We start from the raw sequence: 24125 nt of genomic DNA on the forward strand, positions 1-24125 counted from the left end.
TTGCTTATCTATTAGGTCGGGTGAGTGTTTATGGCAGCACCGACACTTGTTTAAATTATAAGTAAGTAGTCGCTAACCAAGTAGGTTTGTTACTGCATTTTTCTCATTTTCTTCTTTTTCTTTCTGTGCCCTCACGCTCGCCTCTAGTAGCGTTTCAGCCTTACTTTGATCTGAGCTTACTTGTGCGTAATCAGCGTCTTCTATACGCGAACGTGCCGCACTCTGATTCTCAAATGCACTGCTGAGTTGTCGTTGGTAAGAATCAGATGCATTGATTTGTGCGCCTAAGTCACTTTGTGATGATAACAACTGTTCTTGCGCAGCTTGCCCTGTTGCTAAATTTGCATCAACGCTTTGTGTAGTGACATTGATAGTGTCTAAGCCAAGGCTACTCGCATTATCTATTCCACTCACAAGTTCATTTATTTCAGACTGAATGGCACCTAGCTCATTTGCACCGTTAATACCATTACCACTGGCAACAACCAGCTCGTTGATCCTTTGTACAGAAGCAGATGAGTTTTGTAAGCCACTGCTTTCGGTACTGGCGAGAGATTGGTTGTAAGTTTCATTAGCATTGAGCTGGGCGGACTGATTAATTTGCGAGGTAAGCCGCTGACTAATAGAAAAGCCGGCAGCATCATCTGCGGCTGAATTTATTCGTTTACCGCTGGCGAGTTTTTCATTTTCTTCCTCTTCCTTTTTCTTTTGTTGTGAAATTAAACTAGAAGATTGAAATGATGACGTTGAACCTATTTGCATATCGCCCCCAAGAAAACACTATTATGCTTAAATTATAGCCATTTTTAGCGGAGATTGCTGAAGAAAATTGCTTCCTGCTACGGTTGTAGCAGGAAGGTGAGTTGATTCAAAGGCTAACGAGGAATGCTATGCCAAGTGCGTGGTTTTCCAGATGAAAAGAGTACCACGCCTGTGCTGTTATCTATTTTGCTACTTGTTAGCCCTTTGGTATTACCTGGATAGCTGACACCATTGTAATATAAACTGCGCCAGCTGCCTGATACTTGGCTGTATAGGGTTAACCAATCATATTGCGCTGTTTGACCAACTACGATGGGCGATGCAACATTTTCGGTTCGACTCAGGAATTGATAGCCTTTAGCGGTTCCTTGAAATACTAATAGGACACAGCCCTGCTTACTACACCAGTTAAGTTGTACGATGGCGTCATCGATGCCATCACCATTTAAGTCATACTTAACAGAGTTGAATTTAGTATTACCCGGATTGGTACGATGATAACGGAAGTATTCTGTTACTGCCTTTTGTACCGTTCGATCTAGCCCCGTAGGGTTGATGTTAGCGGCATTAAACTGACGCTGTTTTGGTTGCTTTTGTGGCATGAAGGTTAAGACTTGTCCGCCAGACATCTTGTCCAGTTGAAAAGCATTATTTTGATACTTAGTAACGGTGCCAGAGTTATTGGTTTGGCTTGCGACTAGGGCTAACCCATCGCGGCTAAAGATTATCTCCTTGGCAATAGGTTTGCCTGACGATTGGGTCAAAAATAAAGAGACTTCAGCTGGGTTATTGGATTTCCAAAAGCCTGACTCGGTTTTTCTCCCTTGCTGAGTTTGGGTAATTAGGGTCGCGGAATAATCATCATTTAGCGCTAAGTCTAAAATAGTTTGCCCGTAGTGTAATTTATTACCCATGTAGTTACCGATGATGGTCTCGTCTACTTCAGGCCAAGCCGGTTCGGCACACCCTTGGTATTTATCCCATGCGGCATTGGCTTTTGCCTGATAACCCCAATACACGCGACCATTATTACTGTAGCAGTGGCCAGGGTTTATATTGAGTTGCAATAAAAATCCATTTTTACCCACCGCTGTAATGTTATTGCGCTGCGTGGTTTCAAACTTAGAGAGATTGATGTCGTACTTTTGACTACTCGATTGAGTGGTAAAGGTTAGGTTTTGTCCTGCAACTAATGCATTCCAATAGGGCGTATCGCCATGCGCTTTAAAGTGAAATCCGGTTACGGCTTTAGTGCATTGAGGGGAGGTTTTACTGAGCGCCATGTGGTGAACACGGTCGACCCTAATTGAAGCGTCGGTTTGGTTTGTGGATGGAACGATTTCCCCGGCAAACTCTATATAAGTGGGTTCAAAGGCTTTCGGTGAGATCTTGTTATAAATCATTCTTAGATCTTCGCCATAGGTTAGCGGGAAAGAATCTTTAAAGCCACAAGGGGTAAACCATGCTTCGCCTTCACCTAATGCAAGTTGGCCTCTGAAATTAGTCTCCAACACTTGGCTGAAAGGGACGCGTTCAGGCATCGCCGTTTCAACGATGACGGGAGCCGGAGGTGTTGACTTTGGTGTCTGCGCACATGACCAAAGCATAGGTAGAGAGATCAAACTGATCAATGAGATAGCTTTCATGGTGGGTCCCTTTAGCCAATCCATCTGTTGTTAGAATAATGCTTAGATTGTATCAAAGTCATGCTCAGGCTAATTTCATAATTTGCGTCATTTTTGTGCGCTAGAGCAAAGACTGAAAATTTTACTGCGTATATTTAGCGATATTAATTTTTGCTAACTGACTGATGTAGGCCAAATTACGGCTTTACAAGCTTCAGTCTAGTAAGAAAAAATCCAAAATCCAGTTAATTGACGGTACGCGATATTTATCTCGTTCTATTAAGAGCTCATGTCGTGCATGACCGATAATGATTGGCTCTTCATCAATACAGGGACGGCCGGCTTTTAACAAGTTTGCGCAAAATTGGTTTTGCCCTTGAGGGTTGACGACGTTGTCATCTGAGGCTTGAAGTACGAGTAAAGGAGTCGTTATTTTATCGGCATTTTCAATTATATAATTGGTCGATAAAATAGCTTGATTAAGCCATTGATGGGTTACGCCACCTAAACGTATCTCGGGGTGTGCTTGGTATATTTGTCTGAAGTAATGATAGCGAGCAGGGCTTTGGGTTAGGTCGTTTTCCTCGAACGGTATGGGGTGGTAACCTCCTTGGCCAGGGGCATATTGAGCAGGCCGACGCATCATAGTATTGGATTTTATCGCGGCGTTGGTAATCGATAATGCCATTTTGGCACTAAAAGGGCCTAAGTTAATATCAAACATTGGGCTACAGAAAGCTGCCTTATCAAAGCGTTGATTATGATCCATTAAATACAAAGCACTGATAGCGCAGCCCATTGAATGTGCGATGAGAAAAGTGTTGCTATAGCGTGTTAAGTCGAGCTCTTGGTCAACCCAATAGGCAAAGTCGGTGACGTAATCGGAAAACTGCAGCACATGGCCTTGTTCGCTATTGGGCGTCATGCGTCCCGACAGTCCTTGGCCTCGGTGATCAATGATATAAATGTCAAAACCAAGTTGCGATAAATCATAGCTAAGCTCTTGATATTTTAAATAGCTTTCAATTCGACCAGGCGAGATGATGATAGCTTGCTGGTGTTCAGGTTTAATCACTTGGACATAACGAATAATAACGCCATCCACGCCGATAAATTCACTAGCATGACTATACTTTTGCCAAAATGGGCCAATATGGCTGGCATATTTGTCAGGAAGCTCTGATTCTAGGGTAAGGTTGTATTTATTGTTAAAGGCCAAGGTAATTCTTCAGCTGTAATCATGACTTATAGGTGATAAGTTTACGTCAGTTTTGGTTTTTTACCGATCATAAAATCTAAGTTAGGGGTTATTTTGCCACAGTCAGCTTACTTTTTACCTGCATTGTCAGCCCTGTTTTGGTCGGGCAATTTCGTATTTGCGCGTTACGTCTCCAGTGACATTCCTCCCATTGCTCTGGCTTACTGGCGCTGGACCTTGGCTATGTGTTTGATATTGCCTTTTGCTATTAAGCCGATTTGGCAGCAACGCGCGATCATTAAAGCCCATTTTTGGCCGTTGTTTTTACTGTCGACGGTGGGGGTTGCTGGGTTTAATACTTGTGTTTATTTGGGGTTGCAAACAACGACAGCGACAAATGGCTTGCTAATCAACTCCATGATCCCGATTTTAATCATTGTATGTTCGTTATTATTGGGAGTGACGATTCAGCTCAAGCAAGGTTTAGGCGTGCTGATTTCTTTACTGGGAGTGATCTTTTTAGTGTGCCATGGCGAGCTTAGTCGCTTACTTAATCTAAGGGTGAATACAGGCGATCTTTGGGTGCTTTTGGCAACGTTACTGTGGGCGATTTACTCGATCGGTTTAAAGGTGAAACCTGCAGAGTTGTCGGCGGTCGCTTTTCTAGGTTTTAGTATTAGCGTGGGTAGTTTTGTGCTTAGTCCTTTATATTGGTTTAACCTAACATCTGAAGCAAGTTGGCATTTTAGTTTGGAAAATGGCGCGGCAATAGGGTATACCGCTATTTTTGCATCATTAGTGGCTTACTTTTGTTGGAATCAAGGCGTAAAATTGATCGGCGCAAGTACCGCTGGGCAATTTATCCACTTGATGCCGGTATTTGGCACCGCCCTTGCTGTGTTGTTTATAGGTGAACAACTGGCGTGGTTTCAATTAATAGGGGCGCTAGCGATTGGCTCTGGGATCCTTTTATCTTTGCAGAGCAAGCCGAGCCGTTAGCGCAGTGGCAAAGACGTTAGCGAGATTCCATTATAAGTGAGCAGTAAATGACATTAGAAGTGTGGTTGGCCTACTTAATTGCAGGCATTATCTTGAGTGTTTCGCCCGGCGCCGGTGCGGTTAATACTATGTCGAACGGCATGAATTATGGTTTTAAGCGTGCATTGGTGTCGATTATTGGCCTGCAGGTGGGGCTGATTCTCTTGTTCGTACTTGTTGCAATTGGGTTAGGGGCGTTAGTGGCGCAATCAGCGCTGGCGTTTAATATTATTAAGTGGGTTGGCGTTGGTTACTTAATATATTTAGGCGTGATGAAATTTAGGGAGCAGGGTGCGATGGACGTGGCGCAAGTGAGCGCCAAGCCAATGCCGTTAGCAAAATTATTTAGTCATGCCTTGTTGGTTAATGTGACCAATCCGAAAAGTATTGTATTTTTGGTGGCGTTACTGCCACAGTTTATTGATCCCAATGCAGCGCAAGCGCCACAGTTTTTGATTCTTGGTACCACTTCGGTGCTGGTGGATATGGTGGTTATGATTGGCTATGCCTTGTTAGCGACACGTCTCGCCTTTTTCATTCGTAGTGAGCGACATATGCGCTTACAGAATCGGATTTTTGGTGGCATGTTTATTGGAGCGGGCTCGCTTTTAGCGGTGGCAAGTCACAAATAGTGTTATTTATCAATTGAAGAGGGAAGCCAAGGCTTCCCTTTTTTGTGTTTGTTGCTATCGTTTCTGTTCTATTTTTAGGAATAAATTCAATGAGAAAAAATGTTTCCCCAATTCTAAGCCAACTAAACCAAGTGATTTTAGGCAAAGAAGCGCAAGTTGAATTGGCGCTGGTTTGTCTCCTTGCGGGTGGGCACCTATTAATAGAAGACTTGCCCGGCATGGGGAAAACGACCTTAGCACAAGGGTTAGCCACTACCTTAGGGCTAAGTTATCACCGGGTGCAGTTCACTAGTGACATGCTACCGGCGGATATTTTGGGGGTGTCTATCTTTGATCCACAAAAACAGGCATTTCATTTTCATAAAGGCCCCATCTTTAACCAAGTTTTGCTTGCCGATGAAATTAACCGCGCTAGCCCGAAAACCCAAAGTGCTTTACTAGAAGCGATGGCAGAGCATCAAATCAGTATCGACAGTGAGACTTACTCATTACCTGAGCCATTTTTTGTCATTGCGACACAAAACCCGCTCGATCAAGCAGGAACTTTTCCCTTACCTGAGTCGCAGCTAGATCGCTTTATGATGCGTATTGAATTGGGCTTTCCTAACATGGAAGCTGAGCTAGCGATGCTGCAAGGAAAGCAGTTTAATCAAGTATCACAGGTAATCGATACTGCAGAGCTCCTATCGATGCAAGCACAGGTGCGAGAGGTTTCTGCCAGTGCGTCAGTACTTAATTATTTGTTACGCTTAGTGGCAGAGAGTCGCTATAACGCTACTTACCCTAATCCATTATCGCCACGTTGCAGTAAAACCTTGTTGCAAGCTGCGAAAGCTAAGGCTTGGGTGGCAGGGCGTGACTATCTGTTACCCGATGATGTCCAAGCGGTGTTTCCTGCTGTAACTGACCATCGTTTAGGCGTGCTTGGCGGCGCGCAAAGTAGCGGTGCGGCGTTGAGTGAAACCTTATTACATGCCGTTGATCCACTGGCTTAAGGTGATTTTGTTGACAATTCGCAAGTGGTTTAAACAGCGCTTTGATAAGTGGTTAAAAAAAAATATACCGCCTAACGGTAAGATCACTCTGACCCGAAATAATCTATTTATTCTGCCGACTTGGTTTGGTGCTGCGTATTTAGTGACGTGTTTTACGTTGTTTTTATTGGGTACAAATTACCAGAATAACTTGATTTTATTTTTGTCATTTTTGCTATCGAGTATTTTTGTTAGCTGCTTACTGGCCAGTCATAAGAATATGTCTGGTTTAACTCTTTATGCTGCCAACCCTGAGCCACAGTTTGCTGAGCAATACATCGCCTTTCCATTAAAGATTGAACACCGCCCAGAGCAAGGGCAGTTTATTTTCGCTTTTCAACAAGATGGTGACGGACTAGATGCACTGATTAAAGACCAGCAGGTGTTGATTTATCGTCAGGCGTTACGTCGTGGTTACTTTAATCCAGGACGATTGACGATTTCTAGTGTGTTTCCCCTCGGACTGTTTCGGGTTTGGACTCATGTAGATCTGAACTGGCAAGGATTGGTTTATCCCAAGCCTATTGAAAGCGCGGTCGTGCTAGACAGTGATGGCGCGGATAAGCAGGCCGATTTAGGGCGCAGTCGTACTCAAGCTGGTTTTGATGAGTTTGCCGGCTTAAAGACTTATCAAATAGGGGAGTCGTTAAAGTCGGTTGCTTGGAAGCAGTTAGCCCAAGGCCGAGGTTGGCACAGTAAAGCCTTTGAACAAGCTCAAGGCAGTGCAGTTTGGCTAAACCTTAACGCGCAAACTGGGCGCGATTTAGAAACTAAACTCGGCCAACTTACCGCTCAGGTTTTAACCTTAGACGAACAAAACGCTTTATATGGTTTGCGCTTGGGGACTCATGAGATTGCTCCTGCGCAAGGGGCGCAGCAGCGTCTTACTTGTCTCGCAGCATTAGCAACTTATGGTCTTAATAAGGCGGTGATGTAATGGATTTGTTTTTTAAGCGACATCATCTACTGCTTATTTTACTTTGTTATTTGGCGACGACTTTATCCCTATCAAACCAAATTCACTGGCTGATTTTTGTCTTGGCGGTGGCCTGTATTGGCTGGCGCGTAGGTATCTATTTTGGCCGTTTAGCTGCGCCATCGGTGATGGTTAATCGCGTTGCAGCCTTACTTGGTGCGGGTGTGTTGATGAGCGTGGTGTTCAGCCAAGGCTTGTTTAGTGCCATGATGCATTTGATTGTGTTGGGCTACACCTTGAAGTTTTTGGAGTTGAGCGCACGGCGGGATATTAATGTCTTTGTTTGTACTGGCATGGTGCTAATAGCGGTTTTCTTTGTTTTTGAAACTTCTGTAATGATGGCGCTATGGGGTGTGTTGCTCGCTGTTTTGCATTTAGGGTTAGCACTCAGTTTGTATGCTGAGCACCTCTCGGCCAAAGCGCAGACCCGTTATTTAACTAAGCTGGTATTGATTAGTTTACCCTTGGCGTTAATGCTGTTTGTGCTACTGCCGCGTTTACCGCCGATGTGGAAATTGCCATTACAAAATCAAGCCACTACAGGTCTTTCTGAAACGGTAAACCCGGGCGATATTGCCGAGTTAAGTCGCTCTAGTGCTCTTGCTTTTCGTGCTAGCTTCGCGCAAGGGGTACCACCTGCCAATGAGCGTTATTGGCGGGTGATGACTATGGATCAGTATGTGCAGGGCCAATGGTCGCAAAGTGAGTCGATAAAAAGTGCGGTGCGATTGGCAGAAAGAGGCAGTCGCTTTAATGTTGAAGTTGCGGGGACCGCGCAATCATATGAGTTGATTCTTGAACCTAGCTTTCAAACTTGGTTACCTAGCCTAGCGGTGAGTAATGGCCAAAATAATCGCGCTAACCTGCTATTTAATTATACCTTACGCAATGACATTCCGATTACGCAACGCAGCATGCTGCGTTTTAGCTATTTTCCCGATACGCCAATACGTTATTTAGACCGGACCATGAGGCAGCAAAATTTGCTATTACCAGAATCGGGTAATGAGCAAACGCGGGCTTGGGCTGCGCAGCTAAAACAAGAGAACCTTTCGCCACAACAGCAAATAAGCCGAGTTTTACAGCGTTATGCCGGTGAAAACTTCCGTTACACCTTACGGCCACCGCCATTAGGACAAGAGCAAATCGATGGTTTTCTATTTGGCTCGCAAGCGGGATTTTGCGTGCACTATGCCAGTAGTTTTGTTTACATCATGCGTTTACTTGAGTTACCTGCACGAATGGTAACGGGTTACCAAGGCGGCGAGTGGGATGGTGAAGGTGGCTTTTTGACCGTTCGCCAATATGATGCTCATGCTTGGGCGGAGGTTTATGTTGATGGTCGTTGGCAACGTTTTGATCCTACTGCTTTTGTTGCGCCAGATCGGGTTGAGTCGGGTCTTGAGTCGGCATTACCGAATGAGTTTTTGGCAGGCGATTTAAGCTTAATTAAGTTTAGAAGCAATGCGTTGGTTAACCAGCTTTACCTAACCATGGCGAAATTTGATTACGTGTGGGCGGTTTGGGTATTGAACTACGATAATCAAAAGCAATTTGACTTGATCAAGCGTTGGTTTGGCGATATTGATTTTTTTGCCCAGATTTGGCTGTTTATTGGTGCTTTTATCGCCATTATTACACTGATGGTTTTGTGGAGTTTAAAGCCATGGCAAAGGCCAACTTTAGCGCGTGAGGATAAGCTGTTTATGGCGCTGCATGGGGTGTTTAGTAAGCAAGGGTTGGAGCGTTTACCGGGCGAAACGGTAACAGATTATTGCCTACGAATTTCACTGGTTTCGCCAAAAAATGCGGATCAGGTAATGAACTTTTCGCGGCTATATAATCGCGTTAAATATGCTGACCAAACGAGCATGCAGAATGAGAAAGATTATCTGAAATTGTCTTTGCTGCTAAAGTTGATCCGTCGCCGAACAAAATAGCGAGCCGTGGATTTTTTTTACTAAATCTGTTGTTTTCAGTAGAATGCAGCATATTTTGTCACTATAGGCTAAGCCGATGTCTGAACCGTTATATTTGTCAAATGATGCATTAATGCATGCCGTTCGAGAAGTTTTTCAAGTGGAGTCTGATGCATTAAAGCGCTTAGCTGAGACCGCTGATCAGCGTTATATTGATGCTATTCGTTTGCTTAAGCATTGCCAAGGGCGAATTGTTGTTTGTGGCATGGGCAAGTCAGGCCTGATTGGTAAAAAAATAGCGGCTAGTTTTGCCTCTTTAGGTCAGCCTGCTTTTTTTATGCATCCCGGTGAGGCCTTTCATGGTGACTTAGGCATGGTGCAGCCTGCAGATGTGTTATTGCTACTTTCATACAGCGGTGAGACAGATGAAGTATTAAAGATCATCCCTTCACTTAAACACTTTGGTAATAAGATCATTGCAATTACTGGCGGCTTAGAATCTAGCTTAGCCAAGAATGCGGATTTGGTATTAGACGCCAGTATTGAAAAAGAAGCCTGTCCGAATAATTTAGCGCCCACTACGTCAACGACGGTCGCATTAGCAATTGGTGATGCATTAGCCGCAACCTTAGCGCTAGAAACCCAATTTAGCCCGATGGACTTTGCTAAGTATCACCCCGGCGGTAGTTTGGGACGGCGTTTACTGACCCGAGTGAAAGACGTGATGCGCAGCGAACAGTTGCCAACGGTTAGCGCAGATACGCCGATCACTGATGCGTTAATGGTGATGACGCAAACGCGCACTGGACTGGCTTTAGTGATGCAAGATGATGCCCTATTAGGGGTGATTACAGATGGTGATGTGCGTCGTTACTTATTGGCCGGGCATCAAGTAACATCGGGTGTTGCGCAAGATATGATGACGCGCTCGCCAAGAACCGTTGATGAGACATGTATGTTGGCAGAGGCGGAAGAGTTAATGCGCGAAAAACACATTAAATGGTTGGTGGTCACCAATGCCCAACAACGTGTGTCGGGCATTTTGGAGTGGAGTCAGTAAGCGCTTAAAGTTTAAATCGGCGTACTGACTGGGTCAGTGAGTTAGCTTGATTCAGTATTTCCTCACTGGCTTGTGAGGTGTGCGATGCCGCTTGATTTGAGGTTTCTGCAATATCACGAATATTGACAATATTGCGGTTGACCTCAGCAGCAACGGTACTTTGCTCCTCGATTGCAGCGGCAATTTGGGTGCTAGTTTCAGAAATATTGGTCACGTCGCGCGTGATTTGCTCAAGTAACTCACCGGCTAATTCTGCTTGTTCGGTACTCTCTTGGCCTTGGCCATGACAGCTTTTTATTAGGTCGACAATGCTGCTTGTTTTGCCTTGCAATGACGAAATAATGTTACTAATTTCTTGAGTCGAATTTTGCGTACGTTGCGCTAAGCTGCGAACTTCATCTGCCACTACCGCAAAACCGCGCCCTTGCTCACCAGCGCGTGCCGCTTCAATTGCCGCATTCAATGCCAGTAGGTTGGTTTGTTCGGCAATACCACGAATAACCTCTAATACTTGCCCTATGGTTTGGCTTTCTTGTTCTAGTTCCTCTACTGCTTTTGATGAAAGGGTTAGGCTGTTTGCCAAGTTGTTTATTTTATCTATGGTTTGGTCGACACTTTGACGTCCCTTAATAGCATTATTATTCGTATCGCCGGCGCGATGAGCTGCGGCTTCTGTATTCCTTGCTATATCGTCAATGGTGCTCCCCATCTCGGTGACAGCTGTTGCAACCATGTCTGTTTCATGTAGTTGGTTGGCTATGCCTTGGCGAGTTTCTGATGCATTGAGAGAAAGCTCTTCAGCGGCACTGGATAAAGTATCCACAGCGTGGTTAACATCTTGAATTAGATCCTGAAAAGTGGCGAGCATTTCATCAAAATTCTGCCCAACACTAGCAATTTCATCACTGCCTGTGATATTGGCTCTTTTGCTCAAGTCCTTATTGTGGTTGATGTCACTCATGGTATCGGACAGTCGGGTTAGGGGGGTGAGAATACTGCGAGAGAGAGCGATACTAAACGCAATAATTGCAAGGATGATAATACCAAAAATTAACATAGCTTGGTTTTTGGTATTATCAATCGATTCTGTGATGATGCTTTTGATCTGCTGTTCTACGGTATCGAGGGCATCTTCAGTTTGATGTATGGTCGATCTTAATTTACTTAACAGCCCTTCGTTAGAATTAAGGCCAATGGCCTGCTCTTGCTTAACGTATTCATTAAACCTTGCATGATAATCGATCAGGCTTTGCTTTACTTCACCCTGATTACCTTCAATCATGGTAGTGATCAGCTTATTAAATCGATCTAAGTACTTAACATCGAGGCGTAACATGAAATCTTTTTCAAAGCGTCTTAGCATCAGATAGTTGCTCAAGGACTCAAAGTCACTAACATTTTTGTAAAGCTGCTCAGCAGCATGAGCACTGTCGCGCAGCGCACCATTTAAGCCGGATTCATGGTCTAAGCCCGCACTAATTTGTAACTCAACAAGCTGATTAAACATCACCTGATATTGTTCCATGGCTTTAATGGTTGTGTCTATTTCGGTACTGGGTAAGTTGGTCTCTTGATAAAATTGGCGTATTGCTGCCAGATGTCCGCTGGTACTTGCAAAACTATCATTAAATTTTTGTTGGTATTTAAGATCTTTACGCGCCAAGAAATCCTTCTCATGGCGACGTAACATTAACATGTCGGTTTTGAGTGACTCAGCTACTAAAGCCGTTTTAGAAAGTTTTTCTAACTCGCTAATTTTAATAATCAACAGTGAAAATAGTAAAAATAAACCTACTGTAATGACTAAGCTATTGGCGATGAATTTGTGTTTAATTAACATGCAAGTCCTATTGCGTTGTCAGGCTTGCTTCAATTGTAGTTGTGTTTTTGGAGAGGGAAAGAGTCAAGACAATAAAATTGACTTGACTTTGATTTTAATAATTCAGTTACAAATTGAATTGTTTCACTGCGTTATGCAAAACTGTTGCTTGCTCCAGCACTTTATCACTGGCGTGAACGCTGCTGAGAGCTGAGGCGCTATTGTGCTCGGCACTGTCTTTAATATTGATGATATTCCGATTAACTTCTGCTGATACTAAGCTTTGCTCTTCAATCGCGGCGGCCACTTGGGTACTCATATCTGATATGTGGCTAACATCTTTGGTAATTTGAGTCAGAAGTTCGCCTGCTTGCTGGGCTTGATCGGAACTATCTTTACCTTGCTGGTGACAAGAGCTAATCAGATTAACAATACCTTGAGTGCGTTGTTGCAATGAATCAATAATCTGGCTTATTTCAAGGGTCGAATCTTGGGTTCGCATGGCTAAATTACGCACTTCGTCTGCGACAACAGCAAAGCCGCGGCCTTGCTCTCCTGCTCTTGCTGCTTCAATCGCAGCGTTAAGGGCAAGTAGATTCGTTTGCTCTGCAATGCTTTTAATGACGTCTAGCACTTGATCGATCGTTTGGCTTTCTTCTGCAAGCACAGAAACAGCTTGTGAAGAGCTATTAAGTGCCGCGGATAATTGCTCAATCTTATTTATCGTATCTTCAACGCTTTGCTTACCGAGTAAGGCATTGCGATTGGTTTGCTCCGCTACTTGGGCGGCCATTTCGGTATTCTTGGCAATCTCTTCTATGGTTGAGCCCATTTCGGTAACGGCTGTGGCGACTTGATCGGTTTCTTCAAGCTGCTTACTGATTTGAGCTTTATTGTTATTAGCATTAACCGATAATTGTTCCGACGATTCTGATAGCTCGCTTACTGCGGTATTGACGCCTTTAATGATACTTTGAAAGTTACTCAGCATCAGGTTAAAGCTTCTGCCTAGTTGGCTTAATTCATCTTTACCAGACTGCTCCACTCTTAGGCTTAAGTTATTACTTTGTTGTATGTTTTGAATAACATTAACCAAGCTATTAATTGGGTTAAGCACTGAGCGACTAATATAAGCCCCAATACCAATTACCAGTATCATAATTGCAATGAACAAGAACAACGCTTGCTGTGTTATTTCATCAACGCGTTGTGCCAATATTTGATGCAGGTTGAGCTCTACCGCCACCAGCACATCTTCGGTTTGCTTAATCGTTTGGCGCATCTGCCCTAATAATCCTTGGCTGTGATCTAAGCCAAACTGATTCAAGGTGGTCACGTATTGATTAAATTGCGATTGAAAGCGCGATAATACCGCAGCATCGTCGGGGAGGAGTTGGGAATGGAGCGCTTGAACTTGTTTATTTAGGGTGTCAGCATATTTCATATCATGACGCTGGATAAAGTCTTTCTCGCTGCGGCGAACCATTAAATATGCCGTTAGTAGCTTATCATTATTAAGCTCGATAATGTGCTTTTCTAGCTCATGAGCGGAGTCTCGTAATTTGCCATGAAGGCCGCTTTTATGATCAAGTCCTAAGGTTTGGTTGAGCATAACAAGCTGATCAAAGTCTTGCTGGTATAGCTTTACTTGTTCGCTGAGCTGGTCTAATTGTGCGCTGTTTTGGTTGATGCTTTGATAGAAGGCTTGTAGTTGCTCTAAGGTGTTGATTGTTTGCAGTGCTTCTTGATCAAACTTATCCTTATACGTTAAATCTTTTCGCGCTAAAAAATCTTTTTCATATTTGCGTAAACTTAATATATGGCTGGTTAATTGTTCGGCTTGACTAACGCGAATGCTTAAATCTTTTAAAATTGCTGATTCTTGTAGCAGTAAAAGCAATAACGCTAATAACCCTAACCCAGTGATGAGTGTATTGGTGAGCATTTTTTGTTTGATATTCATAAGCCGAAACCTTCTAACAACATGAGATTTCTTTGCTCTCGTGGTTAGAGCAAACTAAGTGCATGAATATATTAGAACAGCCTGCTAAAAAACAGGCTGCTGGTGGTTTTTTGATTAAACTTGTTAACTCGCGCTGCTTCGTTGAGCGCGCTGTTTATTGATGGGTTATTTATTACTTGCTAAATTGATTTCATTGTCATTTATAAAGGCTATAACTGGATTGTTTTTCATTACTTTTGAGTAATATATTTTGCCAGCAATTAAACCTGCGATGAAGCCGCCAATATGGGCAGACCAAGCGACGCCTTCTGAGCTGGCGACAAAGCCATAAACATTAATGCCAAGCCAAATTAAAAAATAAGCCCAAGCCGGTAACCTAGCTTGGTATACGATAAACATAAAGCTTAATTTGGCTTTTTTAAATAAGATTAGATAAACACCGAACAGGCCGGCAATCGCGCCACTAGCACCGACCATAGGCGCCATTTCTCCTAAATGGATAGCATAAAAAGCGAGGCCCCCGACTATGCCGAAGAACAAATACAGCAGTAAGTAAGTGGTTTTACCCAGCGCGTCTTCTAAGTTGTCACCGATGACATAGAGAAAGTACATGTTGCCGAGAATATGCAGCCAGCTGCCATGAAGAAATTGATAGCTGATCAGTGTCCAAGGTGCATCGGCAAAGTATATTGGATCCATGACTAAGGATTTGGAAAGGGTTTCTTCGTCAATCATGCCAGAGAGAGTGACGAAAAAAATGCATAAATTCAGTACAATAAGAGACACGGTGACAATAGGAAAGTTACGTGGCTTGATATTGTACTCTACAGGCATTTGGGTAATAAATTGAAAAATGTAACTGGCAAAATTGTTGGTTTTATTTAATTCAATCATCGCACTTCTTAGGTGAGGTGTGCGCTCTACCTCTTTGAGCTCATCTTTATCAATCCAAACTCCGTTGCATTGGGTACATAAATCGATCTCGACATCAAAATTGTCAATGATTTTGAAAGTCTCCAAAGGGTGTTGACAGTCAGGGCATGAGCGGTCACTGCAACCCACATAATCCCCGATATTACCTTTCAAGCTATGCTGTTGTTGCTGGTCGGCATAAGAGGCTTCTAGCTCACCACCTTCAAACCATAGCCCGCCACAGTCAGTACACACGTCGACTTCTTGATGTTGGTATTGTGTTTGCCTTAATGGCTGGTTTTTGCAGCAAGGACACTGCTTATAAAAAGTTGAATTAGGCATAGTGAACCTTGTTATTTGGCTTGGTAAGAAAGTACTTGATTAACTTCTACGTTGTAGCTAAGTAGTACTTGCTTGATATTTATTAAGTCTGCTTCTAAGTAAGCAAGGGTTTCTTCTCTTGCTTGTTTTGATACGGCTTCGAGCCGCTCTGTAATTAAGGACCTATCGAGGAATTTTTTATCTAAACGCATCAGTAAGTCATCTACTTCGCTGTGAAAACGCCTTACGCCCGTCAGGATCGGTGCAGGGGTTTCCATGGTGCGAGGAGAGAAGCGCATTGCCTGCCATACGTAAGTGTCAAATTTAGGTTGATCCTTTTCGGCAAAATAAGTGTGCCCTTGACGTAAAAAAGCAATGGTTTCATCTAGCTTATTTATGTTATCGCTAAACTCATCTCTCAGAGAGCGGCGCAAATGATAGTTATCTTGTAGGGTATTAATGTCATTGAAAGTCATGGCCTGCGACATCCCTTCTTGGGAGGCTAAATAAACCCCCAGCATGGTGGCTATCAGCATAAACACTTGGCCTACCCAGAAACCCGTTTTTATTAAGTCGGAGTTATCGAGCTTTTTGACCGCCGTTTTAATTGGCAGTGTTTTAGGCATATTTTAACTCCATGGCTGCAGGCTCCTATGGTCGGCGATTTTACAAAATAATTAGTTTTTTGTCAGTGTTAATCTTACTCCTATGGTTAAGGATTTTTATTTATTTGATATTCATTGAAATAATGTGCTTTGATCTAGTTTGTTTTCCCTATCATGCTTCTTGAGACGATGAATAGAATAATTAAGTCATTGCTACTGACATGTTGTACTTGGGTTATGCTGCCATCTCTTGGCTGGAGCATAGATCTAAATTGGTTATCCTATTCTAGTGTTGAGTTAGCACGGGTCAGCCTTGATAAGGCGTGCCCAAAAAATGTTTTGCAAGGGGTTGAGCTCGAACGCAATGATGAAGGAGAAGTAATACTAAAAGTTGAGTTACTCCGCTGGGACCTAGATTGTCCTAGCCAGCCTAATTCCAGCAAAAAACAAACACCTGAACAGGTGCTAGCGACACTCAATCAAACCTTAGCTCAATTGAATATGGTTGAGTGGGTTGCGCAGTTACCTTTGCTCTCTGTCGAGATACAATCCCTTACGCTGTACCAAGGTGGCAAACCTTTGGCGTCCCCTTGGCGATTGACAGGGCAAGTAACGGAGGCGGGGGTCACTGTTAAATTAGTTAATAAGCAAGATCAGCTCGCGCTTAATATCAATAGGCAAAACCAAGCATTTGTTATTAATGGCGAGTTATCGTCAGGTGGGGTGCAAGCTTCTTTGCTTAATTTACCCACTCATGTTGCTCTCTCTCCTAAGTTTAGTTTACGCGGCAAGCTGGATAGTTTTACCCAGTTGTCAATGGAGCTTAGTTCTCCTGTTACCGTTAAGCCGCAGCTATCAAAAGGCTTAGTGGTCGCTAAGGCCCATTTAGATCTAGCACGCCAGCAGTTATCTATTTCAGCGTTTAAGGTGAAGGGGGCAATCAAACAAGGTGATTTTAATGCTGGTGACGTTGAATGGGTATTAACTAAACCCGCCAAGCTGTCTCTTAAAAAAGCAGAATTAACCTTTGAAATGGCGGCCAAAAAAGCGCGCTGGCGCAAGCACAAATTACCTGATTTTAGGTTGGCCAGTGAGCTGAATTATATTCCCCTTACTCATCAGCTAGCTGCCAAGTTTGATTTTTCAACTTTGCAGCAAATTATTAGTGCGCAAGTTAGTTTGGATAAGCAGCGGGTAAATTGGCAAATTTTACCGAGTAAATTAACCTTAGCTGAGGCTAATAAAGCTGGGCAAGGGTTAAAGTTTTTAGATAAAACGCAGCTTACCTCAGGCACGATAGAGCTTAATGGGACAGGAAATTACCATTTTGGTAAGCAAGCAGGTCAACTTGGCCTTTCTTTGAATGCAGTCAATGTATCGGGCTTAGTGCAAGATTATATATTGGAAAATGCCACCCTCAAGGTTGAGCAAGGCTATAAAATTGAACGAAATAAACTTTTATCGGTCAAAGATAATAACCACTTAAGTATCGATTTGTTGGATATAGGTGTTCCACTAAGCGCCATTGATTTAGCTTTTAAAGCTGATGTCAATCAACCTGAAATAATTGATTTTAAAGGGTTTGTCTTAGGCGGTGAATTAAGGGTACAGCGCTTTAAGCCGCTCGCAATAGGCCGCACTGATGTGAAGGTAAAAGGGGTGCAGTTATCAGGGTTACTCGCTTACGGGCAATTACCTGGTGCCAGTGCAACGGGGTTAATTGATGCCAACATTCCGCTGTATAAGGAAGCCGATGGTTTTCATATTTACAATGGGGAAGTGTTTGCTCGTGCACCTGGTGGACAAATCATGATACCGGATTCTGATGTGGTACAAAATCTCGCGGCAACCAACATAGGTGTTGAGTTTATATTTAAGGTTTTACAGGATTTACGTTATTCTGATTTAGCGGGTAAGCTTAACTATAAACCCGATGGCGAAATGGGCATTGAAGTGTTGATTAAAGGGCTTAGCCCTCAGGTGAGTAAAACGCGGCCAATTGAGTTTAATTATTCGCACCAAGAAAACCTGATACAATTGTTGCGCAGTTTGCGCTTTTCCAATGAGTTGGAAAGAAAAATTGAGGATAAATATTTATGATAAGGATACTGGCACCTTTGTGCTTCAGTGTGATTTTATTAGCGTGCACTCCACGAGTGGAAGTGGCTGTACCAGATAAGCCGATCACGGTGAATTTAAATGTTAAAATAGATCACGAAATCCGAGTCAAGGTGGACAAAGATCTAGAGCAAATCTTCAGTGATGATAGCGGGCTGTTCTAAGGAGTTAATGATGAAAAAGTGGATACTACTTTTGTTTACCGCGCTAAGCTTTAATGTGATGGCGTTAGATTTGCAACAAGCTAAAGAGCAAGGTTTAATTGGCGAGCGCCCTGATGGCATGATTGGTGCAGTACAAGCATCCCCAGAAGTGAATAAGATAGTGGCGAGCATTAACGCCCAACGCGTTGATGCCTATAAAAAAATTGCTGCTAAAAATGGTATGACTACCGATCAGGTGGCAATACTGGCGGGTGAAAAAGCCCTGCAAAAAACGCCTTCAGGACAATATATTTTAAATGGCTCTGGTCAGTGGGTGAAAAAATAACCATTCTTTTTTGACGTTCAACCATTTTACAGCCATAAAACCGACTCGGGTAACCTAGTCGGTTTTTTACTAATGAAGGATTAAATCTGTGCGGCCACCTAAAGCAATGAAGAAGCCATTTTCTATTAAGCATCATCAAGATCTGCGTCGTGATGATTTTTATTGGCTACGTGACGAGCAGCGCAGTGATCCAGAAGTACTTGAATACTTAACTGCTGAGAATCAGTATTGCGAACATCAACTCGCCCCCACAGCAGCGTTGCAGCAAACCCTTTACCAAGAAATGACCGCGAGGCTAAAGCCTAGCGATCAAAGCGTGCCCTATTTTAAAAATGGCTATTGGTATCAACAACGCTTTGAGCCTGATTGTGAATTTCCAATGTTAGTGCGAAATAAACAGCATTTGAGTGCGGCAGAAGAGTGCTTACTTGATTTAAATGAACAGGCTGAAGGGTTTGAATACTATGATTTAGCAGAAGCAAAGGTGAGCCTTAGCCAGCAGCTGCTAGCTTTTTCTGAAGATTGTTTGGGACGCCGCTTGTACCAGATAAAGATCAAGGATTTAGCCACTGGCCAGATAGCTGAACATTGCGTTGATGATACTTCAGGCGAGGTGGTTTGGGGTAATGACAGCCGATATTTTTATTACGTAAAAAAGCACCCTGTTACTTTAGTACCCTATCAGGTTTATCGTCATCAGCTTGGTGCGCCAAGTTCACTAGACCAATTAGTTTATGAAGAAGCTGACGATAGCTTCTATATTAGCTTACATAAAACACGCTCTGAGCAGATGATCGTTATTGGTGCTTATGCCAGTACAACCAGTGAAGCGCTTTACTTAGATGCCAATAACATTGATGCTCAACCGCAATTATTTAACGCTCGTGAGAAAAATATTGAATATGAGTTAGAGCACTTCGCTGGACAGTTCTTTGTTAAAACCAATGCTTTGGGCAAAAATTTTGCGTTAATAGCAGCCCCGGAACAGTCTAACCATGTAATCTCATTACCTTTTACTCAGTGGCCGGTCATTGTTGAGCACAAGTCTGATGTGTTATTGCAAGGTTATGAATTATTTAATGATTTTATTGTGATTGAAGAGCGTTGCAATGGCTTGGTGAAATTACGCTATCGCCATTGGCAGCATCAACAGTATCAGTGTATTGAATTTAATGATCCTACCTACACCGCTTGGTTAGCTATTAACCCTGAGCCCAATACTTCCTTATTAAGGTTTTGTTATTCAAGCCTAACCACGCCAGCCAGCACCCTAGAGGTTGACTTGACTAGTGGTCAGCAAAAAACCTTAAAGCAGCAGCAAGTGATGGGCGATTTTAACGCACAGGACTACCAAAGTGAGCGTGTCTGGGCAGTTGCGCGTGATGGTGTAAAGGTACCCGTTTCACTTGTTTATAAGCGACATTTATTTAAGCGTCATGGCAACAACCCGCTATTGGTATATGGCTATGGCGCCTATGGTTTATCAGAGGATGCTATGTTTAGCAGTGATCTGTTGTCACTACTCGACCGTGGATTTGTGTATGCCATTGCCCATGTGCGTGGTGGTGAAGAGCTTGGCAGGCAATGGTATGAATCCGGCAAGCTAGGCAACAAGCATAATAGTTTTTATGACTTTATTGATGTAACTGAGGCGTTAATTAAACAAGGGTTCGGTGATCCAAAGCGAGTTTACGCTATGGGTGGCAGTGCGGGTGGTTTACTGATGGGAGGAGTGATTAATCTAGCCCCGACGCTTTACCATGGTGTGGTTGCACAAGTGCCGTTTGTCGATGTGCTGACAACAATGCTTGATGAGTCCCTACCTTTAACGACGGGGGAGTATGAGGAGTGGGGAAATCCAAACTTGTATCAGGATTATCAGCGTATTAAATCTTATAGCCCATATGATCAAGTAAAGGCTCAAGTTTATCCACATTTATTGGTAGTGACAGGTTTACATGACTCACAAGTGCAATACTGGGAGCCTGCTAAGTGGGTGGCTAAACTTAGAGAGTATAAACAAGGCGATACCTTGCTACTGCTGCATACGGATTTAGACGCGGGACATGGCGGGAAGTCGGGGCGCTTTAAGCAATACTATGATACCGCTAGGGAATATGCTTTTTTGCTTTGGTTGGCTGAGCAACAGCCCTAAGCTAAGTAAGCGCTAATTTCTTCGTTGAGACGAACTTGTAATGACTCAACATCAGACCAAGTTTGTGTATTTTGTTGCTGTTTGAATGCGCTGAGGGCGCGCTCTAATGGTTTCGCGCAAACTAAGCTAGCCGTGCCTTGCAGGATAGTTAATTGCTGCTTTATATCAGCACTATTTTGGCTTTGATAAGCGCTCGCAAGAGCTTCTAAATCACCGCTTGCATGGCATAAGTAATCTTGCAGTAGTTGCTGGCGTAAAGCTTGATTACTCAGTTTGAATTCCAACATGGCAATATCTAACACAGTAAACTTCATGCAAACCCTTAACTTAATCATTCAAGTTAATCAGAGTAACGATTTTTTACTGAAGATGAAAGTGCACTTAATGGTCTGAGTAGATGATGACTTCCATGGGATCGAGCAATTGATGTGCGTGAATATCAAAGTAATTAGCGGCCCGCTCATTAGGCTCTAAATTAGAAATTATATTGGCGTGACAGTGGCCGGTAAGCATTGCGTTTAATGGTGGTCTTTGGCCTTCTAATGATTTCGAATTCTGTTGATATCTCATAGTTTCCTCTGTGATAAATATCTTTAGGCGGTAAGATTATGAGCCGCTGAGATGACAGCTTAATGACGTTTGATGTTAAAACGAGCTGACTAAGGTTGGTGCTGATAGTTAGCGAACTAGTGCTATAAACTCTCGAAATAACATGTGCATTGTGTGAGCAAAATAATAAATGCAACTGGTTAAGCAGTTTTTATAGTTGAGCAATGAAGTCATTAATTAATAACCTAGGGTGAAGATATTGCTTGTTTTGCTTGTGAGATATTGGCTATTTTTCTTGTAGGTAAAGCTCCTTTGTTATTGATTCTTTACATATTTTAACGGGTAACTCTTTAGTATCAGTAGGATCCTTCGTAAATGTAAGTGAGATGTAAGTTAAGGGGGGTGGTTTAATTGCATTTGTTATATTTTTTGATGTTTGTTCCGGTGTATAGTTAAGTCGTTATAATGATATTTCGGGTTTCGCGCTATCGGAATGGTTAATGCGAATAGAGGGTCTAATGGCTTGTGGTGAAATACTGCTTTTGATTGGATACTTGGAATAATTAACACCAATTACCTTAGGGATAAGGGTAAGGGTCAAGGAATTGCATGGAGCGGGTTTTTATCACGGATGATATGCTGTGACCCATTAGACAAGGGGGTGATGTGACAGCATCGCCCCTTTTTCTTTGTCTGCGTTACGGATTTTTTCATCGTCAACCATCAAATTATTGTGTTACGTCGTTGTGGATAAATGAAATGACTTACGGTGTCGCATTTTTATATAAAACTGAATAGTCCGAACTCTGCTGCATGTTACATTAGCTGTGGGAAAAATAGCTAATTAACGCGCTTTGATGGGCGCGATATTCAGGGATGTATGAAGTTTACCAATCGATATATCATCTTTATTTGTTTGTGCATTATCGCTTCAGCTGCCAGTGTTGTAGTTGGAGGAGCCTTTAGTTTCCGACAACTGGTTTATAAGCAGCAAGAAATCCAAATTGGTGCAGTGATTGAAGTGATAGACAAGCAGCTGGCATCGCGTCAAGGTAGTCCTGAATTTGCCTCTTGGTTACCTAATCTACTCCGTGCCCACGGTATTTCTAAGGTCGAGGTCGCTAATGATGATGGTATTGTTTATCGATTTAAAAGTGTGAGTAAGTTGTCGCAAGATGAATTCGTGTTTTATAAGTATTACCTGCAAGCGCATCCACGCTTCTATGTTGCCATTTGGGTGCAGCAGCCATTTCGTTTATTAGATTATGGTTATAAATCTTATTTAGGTTTGTTAATCGCTTTTATTACTGTATTTATCGCTATAATCGTATGTATTCGTTGGCTTAAACAGCAGTTTTCTGGCGCAGAAAAATTGGAAAAAAGAGCGCGTCTCATTGCTCTCGGTCAAGTCAAAAAAAATGCGCATCGAGATTTAGAAGAGTGGCCAAGTAGTGCTGCTAAAGTGATTGATAGTTTATTAGTGCAGCTAAATGATGCCAAGCAAGAGCGCAGTCGCTTTGATACTTATATTCGTGCCAATGCTTTTGTTGATGATAAAACGGGCTTAGCCAATCGTTTAGCGTTTGAAAACCGTTTAGATGCCGCGCTGCGTGATGATAGTTTCGCGGCAGGGGCGGTGATGTTGGTTGAGTTAGCGGGCTTGGGGGAAATTAACCACACCATAGGCGCGCTGCAAGGTGATGATATCTTAATAGAAGTGGCCGGCGTGATAAAGACATTTGGCTTACGCTTTAATGGTGCATTTTATGCCCGTTATGCGGGGGCGCAATTTGCCTTATTGTTTCCCCAGGTCTCTTTGAAAGAAACACAAGATATTGCCAATCAGCTCTGTAAAATGCTTAATAAAGTTCATTTGCCCAGCATCATTGAAGCGAATGATTTTTATTATGTAGGGGTGAGTAACTATTTCATTGGTAATAAATCAACCTTAGTGATGGACGACGTTGATAAAGCCGTTCGAGCGGCGCGGTTAGAAGGTGCCAGTGGTTGGTATATGTTTGAACCCTCGCAAGCGGCTCCCGATATGGCTAAAGGCAGTATTCGCTGGCGCTCTATTTTGCGAAACACTTTAGATAATCGCAGCATGTTATTGTTTTTACAACCTATTTATAGCGCTGTGGATGGTCGAGAATCAGGCCATGAAGTGATGGCTAGGTTGCGTGATGAAAAAGGTAAAATTGTCAATGCGGGTGAGTTTTTACCCATGGCGGCTAAAGTTGGCATGACCATCGAGATAGACCGAGCGATGACTGAAAAAACCTTAGGTTTATTGCGCCAGCGTGGTGAACTTAGCTCACCTTTGAGTTTGAACCTATGTGCTAATACTGTGGCGGAAGCAAGTTTTCAGCAGTGGTTACGTTATGAATTAATGCAACTGCCGAAGCAGCTTTTAAATAAGCTAATCATCGAATTGCCCGAAGAGGATATTGCCAAGCACCAAGCGCGTTTAATGCCGTCTCTACGTGCATTAAAAGGGCTGGGTTGCCGACTGGCGGTCGATCATGCAGGGCAGGATGTGATCAGCATGCAATACATCAAGGACTGTGACATAGATATTCTCAAGTTACACCCAAGTTTAGTGCGAGATATCCATATTCGTCCGATGAATCAGGTCGCCATCAGGAGTCTTATTGGTGGTTGCGCTGACAGTCAGGTTGAAGTGATTGCTGTTGGAGTGGAAAATGCTGCAGAATGGGATTTTTTAAAACGTATTGGCGTTAATGCTGGGCAGGGTTACTATTTTGCACCACCTAAGCAAGTGATTTAGTATAGACAGTTCAGTATCTTTTGGTAGGCCATCGTTTTTTAGCTGTTTAGATAAGACCCGTTGCCATTAAATACGCCACCTTGTGTGTCACAAGATAATTATCCCTAGGTTAAAGGATTAGCCTGAATGGAATTGATATCACATTTTTTAAGTATATCAATG

General features: G+C 43.0%; 20 protein-coding genes. 11 read left to right on the forward strand and 9 right to left on the reverse strand.

The window, feature by feature from the left end; genetic code table 11:
- Positions 1 to 72: 72 nt before the first annotated feature.
- From Q4519_RS00335 to Q4519_RS00345, 3 genes are all read right to left on the reverse strand, one after another.
- Positions 73 to 762, reverse strand: coding sequence for a flagellin (locus Q4519_RS00335; protein WP_303508294.1), 690 nt, complete (start codon positions 760 to 762; stop codon positions 73 to 75).
- 113 nt (positions 763 to 875) lie between these two features.
- Positions 876 to 2408: a hypothetical protein gene (locus Q4519_RS00340; protein WP_303508297.1), complete on the reverse strand. Its 1533-nt coding sequence runs from the start codon at positions 2406 to 2408 to the stop codon at positions 876 to 878.
- Positions 2409 to 2601: 193 nt separating this feature from the next.
- Positions 2602 to 3606, reverse strand: a complete 1005-nt coding sequence (locus tag Q4519_RS00345; protein ID WP_232799986.1) for an alpha/beta fold hydrolase — start codon at positions 3604 to 3606, stop codon at positions 2602 to 2604.
- Between the two features lie 93 nt (positions 3607 to 3699).
- On the opposite strand from Q4519_RS00345, the gene Q4519_RS00350 reads away from it, so the two are divergent.
- The 6 genes from Q4519_RS00350 (at position 3700) to Q4519_RS00375 (ending at position 10244) form a co-directional block, all read left to right on the forward strand.
- Positions 3700 to 4584 carry a DMT family transporter gene (locus tag Q4519_RS00350; protein ID WP_303508301.1) on the forward strand — a complete coding sequence of 295 codons (885 nt, stop codon included), beginning with the start codon at positions 3700 to 3702 and terminating at the stop codon, positions 4582 to 4584.
- Positions 4585 to 4631: 47 nt separating this feature from the next.
- Positions 4632 to 5255, forward strand: coding sequence for a homoserine/homoserine lactone efflux protein (rhtB, locus tag Q4519_RS00355; RefSeq protein WP_232799984.1), 624 nt, complete (start codon positions 4632 to 4634; stop codon positions 5253 to 5255).
- A gap of 89 nt (positions 5256 to 5344) precedes the next feature.
- Complete coding sequence (locus Q4519_RS00360; RefSeq protein ID WP_303508305.1) at positions 5345 to 6250, forward strand: MoxR family ATPase; 906 nt, start codon at positions 5345 to 5347, stop codon at positions 6248 to 6250.
- Between the two features lie 10 nt (positions 6251 to 6260).
- Positions 6261 to 7226, forward strand: coding sequence for a DUF58 domain-containing protein (locus Q4519_RS00365; protein ID WP_232799982.1), 966 nt, complete (start codon positions 6261 to 6263; stop codon positions 7224 to 7226).
- A complete protein-coding gene (locus Q4519_RS00370) occupies positions 7226 to 9205 on the forward strand; it encodes a DUF3488 and transglutaminase-like domain-containing protein (protein WP_303508310.1) in 1980 nt (659 codons plus the stop codon). Before Q4519_RS00365 ends, Q4519_RS00370 begins: the two co-directional genes overlap by 1 nt.
- A 76-nt stretch (positions 9206 to 9281) precedes the next feature.
- On the forward strand, positions 9282 to 10244 hold the full coding sequence (locus tag Q4519_RS00375) for an SIS domain-containing protein (protein ID WP_303508313.1): 963 nt from the start codon (positions 9282 to 9284) through the stop codon (positions 10242 to 10244).
- A gap of 4 nt (positions 10245 to 10248) precedes the next feature.
- Here Q4519_RS00375 and Q4519_RS00380 read toward each other — a convergent pair whose 3' ends face one another.
- The 4 genes from Q4519_RS00380 to Q4519_RS00395 form a co-directional block, all read right to left on the reverse strand.
- Complete coding sequence (locus Q4519_RS00380; RefSeq protein ID WP_303508315.1) at positions 10249 to 12084, reverse strand: methyl-accepting chemotaxis protein; 1836 nt, start codon at positions 12082 to 12084, stop codon at positions 10249 to 10251.
- 106 nt (positions 12085 to 12190) lie between these two features.
- Positions 12191 to 14026 carry a methyl-accepting chemotaxis protein gene (locus Q4519_RS00385; RefSeq protein WP_303508318.1) on the reverse strand — a complete coding sequence of 612 codons (1836 nt, stop codon included), beginning with the start codon at positions 14024 to 14026 and terminating at the stop codon, positions 12191 to 12193.
- Positions 14027 to 14191: 165 nt separating this feature from the next.
- On the reverse strand, positions 14192 to 15280 hold the full coding sequence (locus tag Q4519_RS00390; RefSeq protein WP_303508320.1) for a rhomboid family intramembrane serine protease: 1089 nt from the start codon (positions 15278 to 15280) through the stop codon (positions 14192 to 14194).
- Between the two features lie 11 nt (positions 15281 to 15291).
- Positions 15292 to 15885, reverse strand: coding sequence for a hypothetical protein (locus Q4519_RS00395; protein WP_303508323.1), 594 nt, complete (start codon positions 15883 to 15885; stop codon positions 15292 to 15294).
- A 168-nt stretch (positions 15886 to 16053) separates the two neighbouring features.
- Here Q4519_RS00395 and Q4519_RS00400 point away from each other — a divergent pair, with 168 nt between their 5' ends.
- From Q4519_RS00400 to Q4519_RS00415, 4 genes are all read left to right on the forward strand, one after another.
- Complete coding sequence (locus Q4519_RS00400; protein ID WP_303508326.1) at positions 16054 to 17964, forward strand: YdbH domain-containing protein; 1911 nt, start codon at positions 16054 to 16056, stop codon at positions 17962 to 17964.
- Entirely contained in the window at positions 17961 to 18146 is a 186-nt protein-coding gene (locus tag Q4519_RS00405; protein ID WP_232799974.1) for a YnbE family lipoprotein, read from the forward strand. Before Q4519_RS00400 ends, Q4519_RS00405 begins: the two co-directional genes overlap by 4 nt.
- Before the next feature lie 10 nt (positions 18147 to 18156).
- The gene (locus Q4519_RS00410) at positions 18157 to 18471 is read left to right on the forward strand and encodes a YdbL family protein (protein WP_232799973.1); all 315 of its coding nucleotides are present in this window, start codon (positions 18157 to 18159) and stop codon (positions 18469 to 18471) included.
- 88 nt (positions 18472 to 18559) lie between these two features.
- Positions 18560 to 20626, forward strand: coding sequence for a S9 family peptidase (locus tag Q4519_RS00415; RefSeq protein WP_336623431.1), 2067 nt, complete (start codon positions 18560 to 18562; stop codon positions 20624 to 20626).
- Here Q4519_RS00415 and Q4519_RS00420 read toward each other — a convergent pair.
- Together Q4519_RS00420 and Q4519_RS00425 are read right to left on the reverse strand one after the other, a co-directional pair.
- On the reverse strand, positions 20623 to 20940 hold the full coding sequence (locus Q4519_RS00420) for a hypothetical protein (protein ID WP_303508330.1): 318 nt from the start codon (positions 20938 to 20940) through the stop codon (positions 20623 to 20625). The two genes, Q4519_RS00415 and Q4519_RS00420, sit on opposite strands and share 4 nt — an antisense overlap.
- A gap of 67 nt (positions 20941 to 21007) precedes the next feature.
- A complete protein-coding gene (locus tag Q4519_RS00425; RefSeq protein WP_303508333.1) occupies positions 21008 to 21196 on the reverse strand; it encodes a hypothetical protein in 189 nt (62 codons plus the stop codon).
- Between the two features lie 859 nt (positions 21197 to 22055).
- Between Q4519_RS00425 and Q4519_RS00430 the strand changes: the two genes are divergently transcribed.
- On the forward strand, positions 22056 to 23963 hold the full coding sequence (locus Q4519_RS00430) for an EAL domain-containing protein (RefSeq protein WP_232799970.1): 1908 nt from the start codon (positions 22056 to 22058) through the stop codon (positions 23961 to 23963).
- Positions 23964 to 24125: the final 162 nt, after the last annotated feature.

It is taken from the genome of Motilimonas sp. 1_MG-2023 (genome assembly GCF_030547455.1).
In the GTDB taxonomy this organism is placed as follows: Bacteria; Pseudomonadota; Gammaproteobacteria; order Enterobacterales; family CBDFNC01; genus Motilimonas.

Bases quoted from the DNA above. Each gene is read 5' to 3' on its own strand.
- Q4519_RS00335 (WP_303508294.1), bottom strand. From the start codon at position 762: ATGCAAATAGGTTCAACGTCATCATTTCAATCTTCTAGTTTAATTTCA.
- Q4519_RS00340 (WP_303508297.1), bottom strand. From the start codon at position 2,408: ATGAAAGCTATCTCATTGATCAGTTTGATCTCTCTACCTATGCTTTGG.
- rhtB (WP_232799984.1), top strand. From the start codon at position 4,632: ATGACATTAGAAGTGTGGTTGGCCTACTTAATTGCAGGCATTATCTTG.
- Q4519_RS00360 (WP_303508305.1), top strand. From the start codon at position 5,345: ATGAGAAAAAATGTTTCCCCAATTCTAAGCCAACTAAACCAAGTGATT.
- Q4519_RS00370 (WP_303508310.1), top strand. From the start codon at position 7,226: ATGGATTTGTTTTTTAAGCGACATCATCTACTGCTTATTTTACTTTGT.
- Q4519_RS00375 (WP_303508313.1), top strand. From the start codon at position 9,282: ATGTCTGAACCGTTATATTTGTCAAATGATGCATTAATGCATGCCGTT.
- Q4519_RS00380 (WP_303508315.1), bottom strand. From the start codon at position 12,084: ATGTTAATTAAACACAAATTCATCGCCAATAGCTTAGTCATTACAGTA.
- Q4519_RS00385 (WP_303508318.1), bottom strand. From the start codon at position 14,026: ATGAATATCAAACAAAAAATGCTCACCAATACACTCATCACTGGGTTA.
- Q4519_RS00390 (WP_303508320.1), bottom strand. From the start codon at position 15,280: ATGCCTAATTCAACTTTTTATAAGCAGTGTCCTTGCTGCAAAAACCAG.
- Q4519_RS00395 (WP_303508323.1), bottom strand. From the start codon at position 15,885: ATGCCTAAAACACTGCCAATTAAAACGGCGGTCAAAAAGCTCGATAAC.
- Q4519_RS00400 (WP_303508326.1), top strand. From the start codon at position 16,054: ATGAATAGAATAATTAAGTCATTGCTACTGACATGTTGTACTTGGGTT.
- Q4519_RS00405 (WP_232799974.1), top strand. From the start codon at position 17,961: ATGATAAGGATACTGGCACCTTTGTGCTTCAGTGTGATTTTATTAGCG.
- Q4519_RS00410 (WP_232799973.1), top strand. From the start codon at position 18,157: ATGAAAAAGTGGATACTACTTTTGTTTACCGCGCTAAGCTTTAATGTG.
- Q4519_RS00420 (WP_303508330.1), bottom strand. From the start codon at position 20,940: ATGAAGTTTACTGTGTTAGATATTGCCATGTTGGAATTCAAACTGAGT.
- Q4519_RS00425 (WP_303508333.1), bottom strand. From the start codon at position 21,196: ATGAGATATCAACAGAATTCGAAATCATTAGAAGGCCAAAGACCACCA.
- Q4519_RS00430 (WP_232799970.1), top strand. From the start codon at position 22,056: ATGAAGTTTACCAATCGATATATCATCTTTATTTGTTTGTGCATTATC.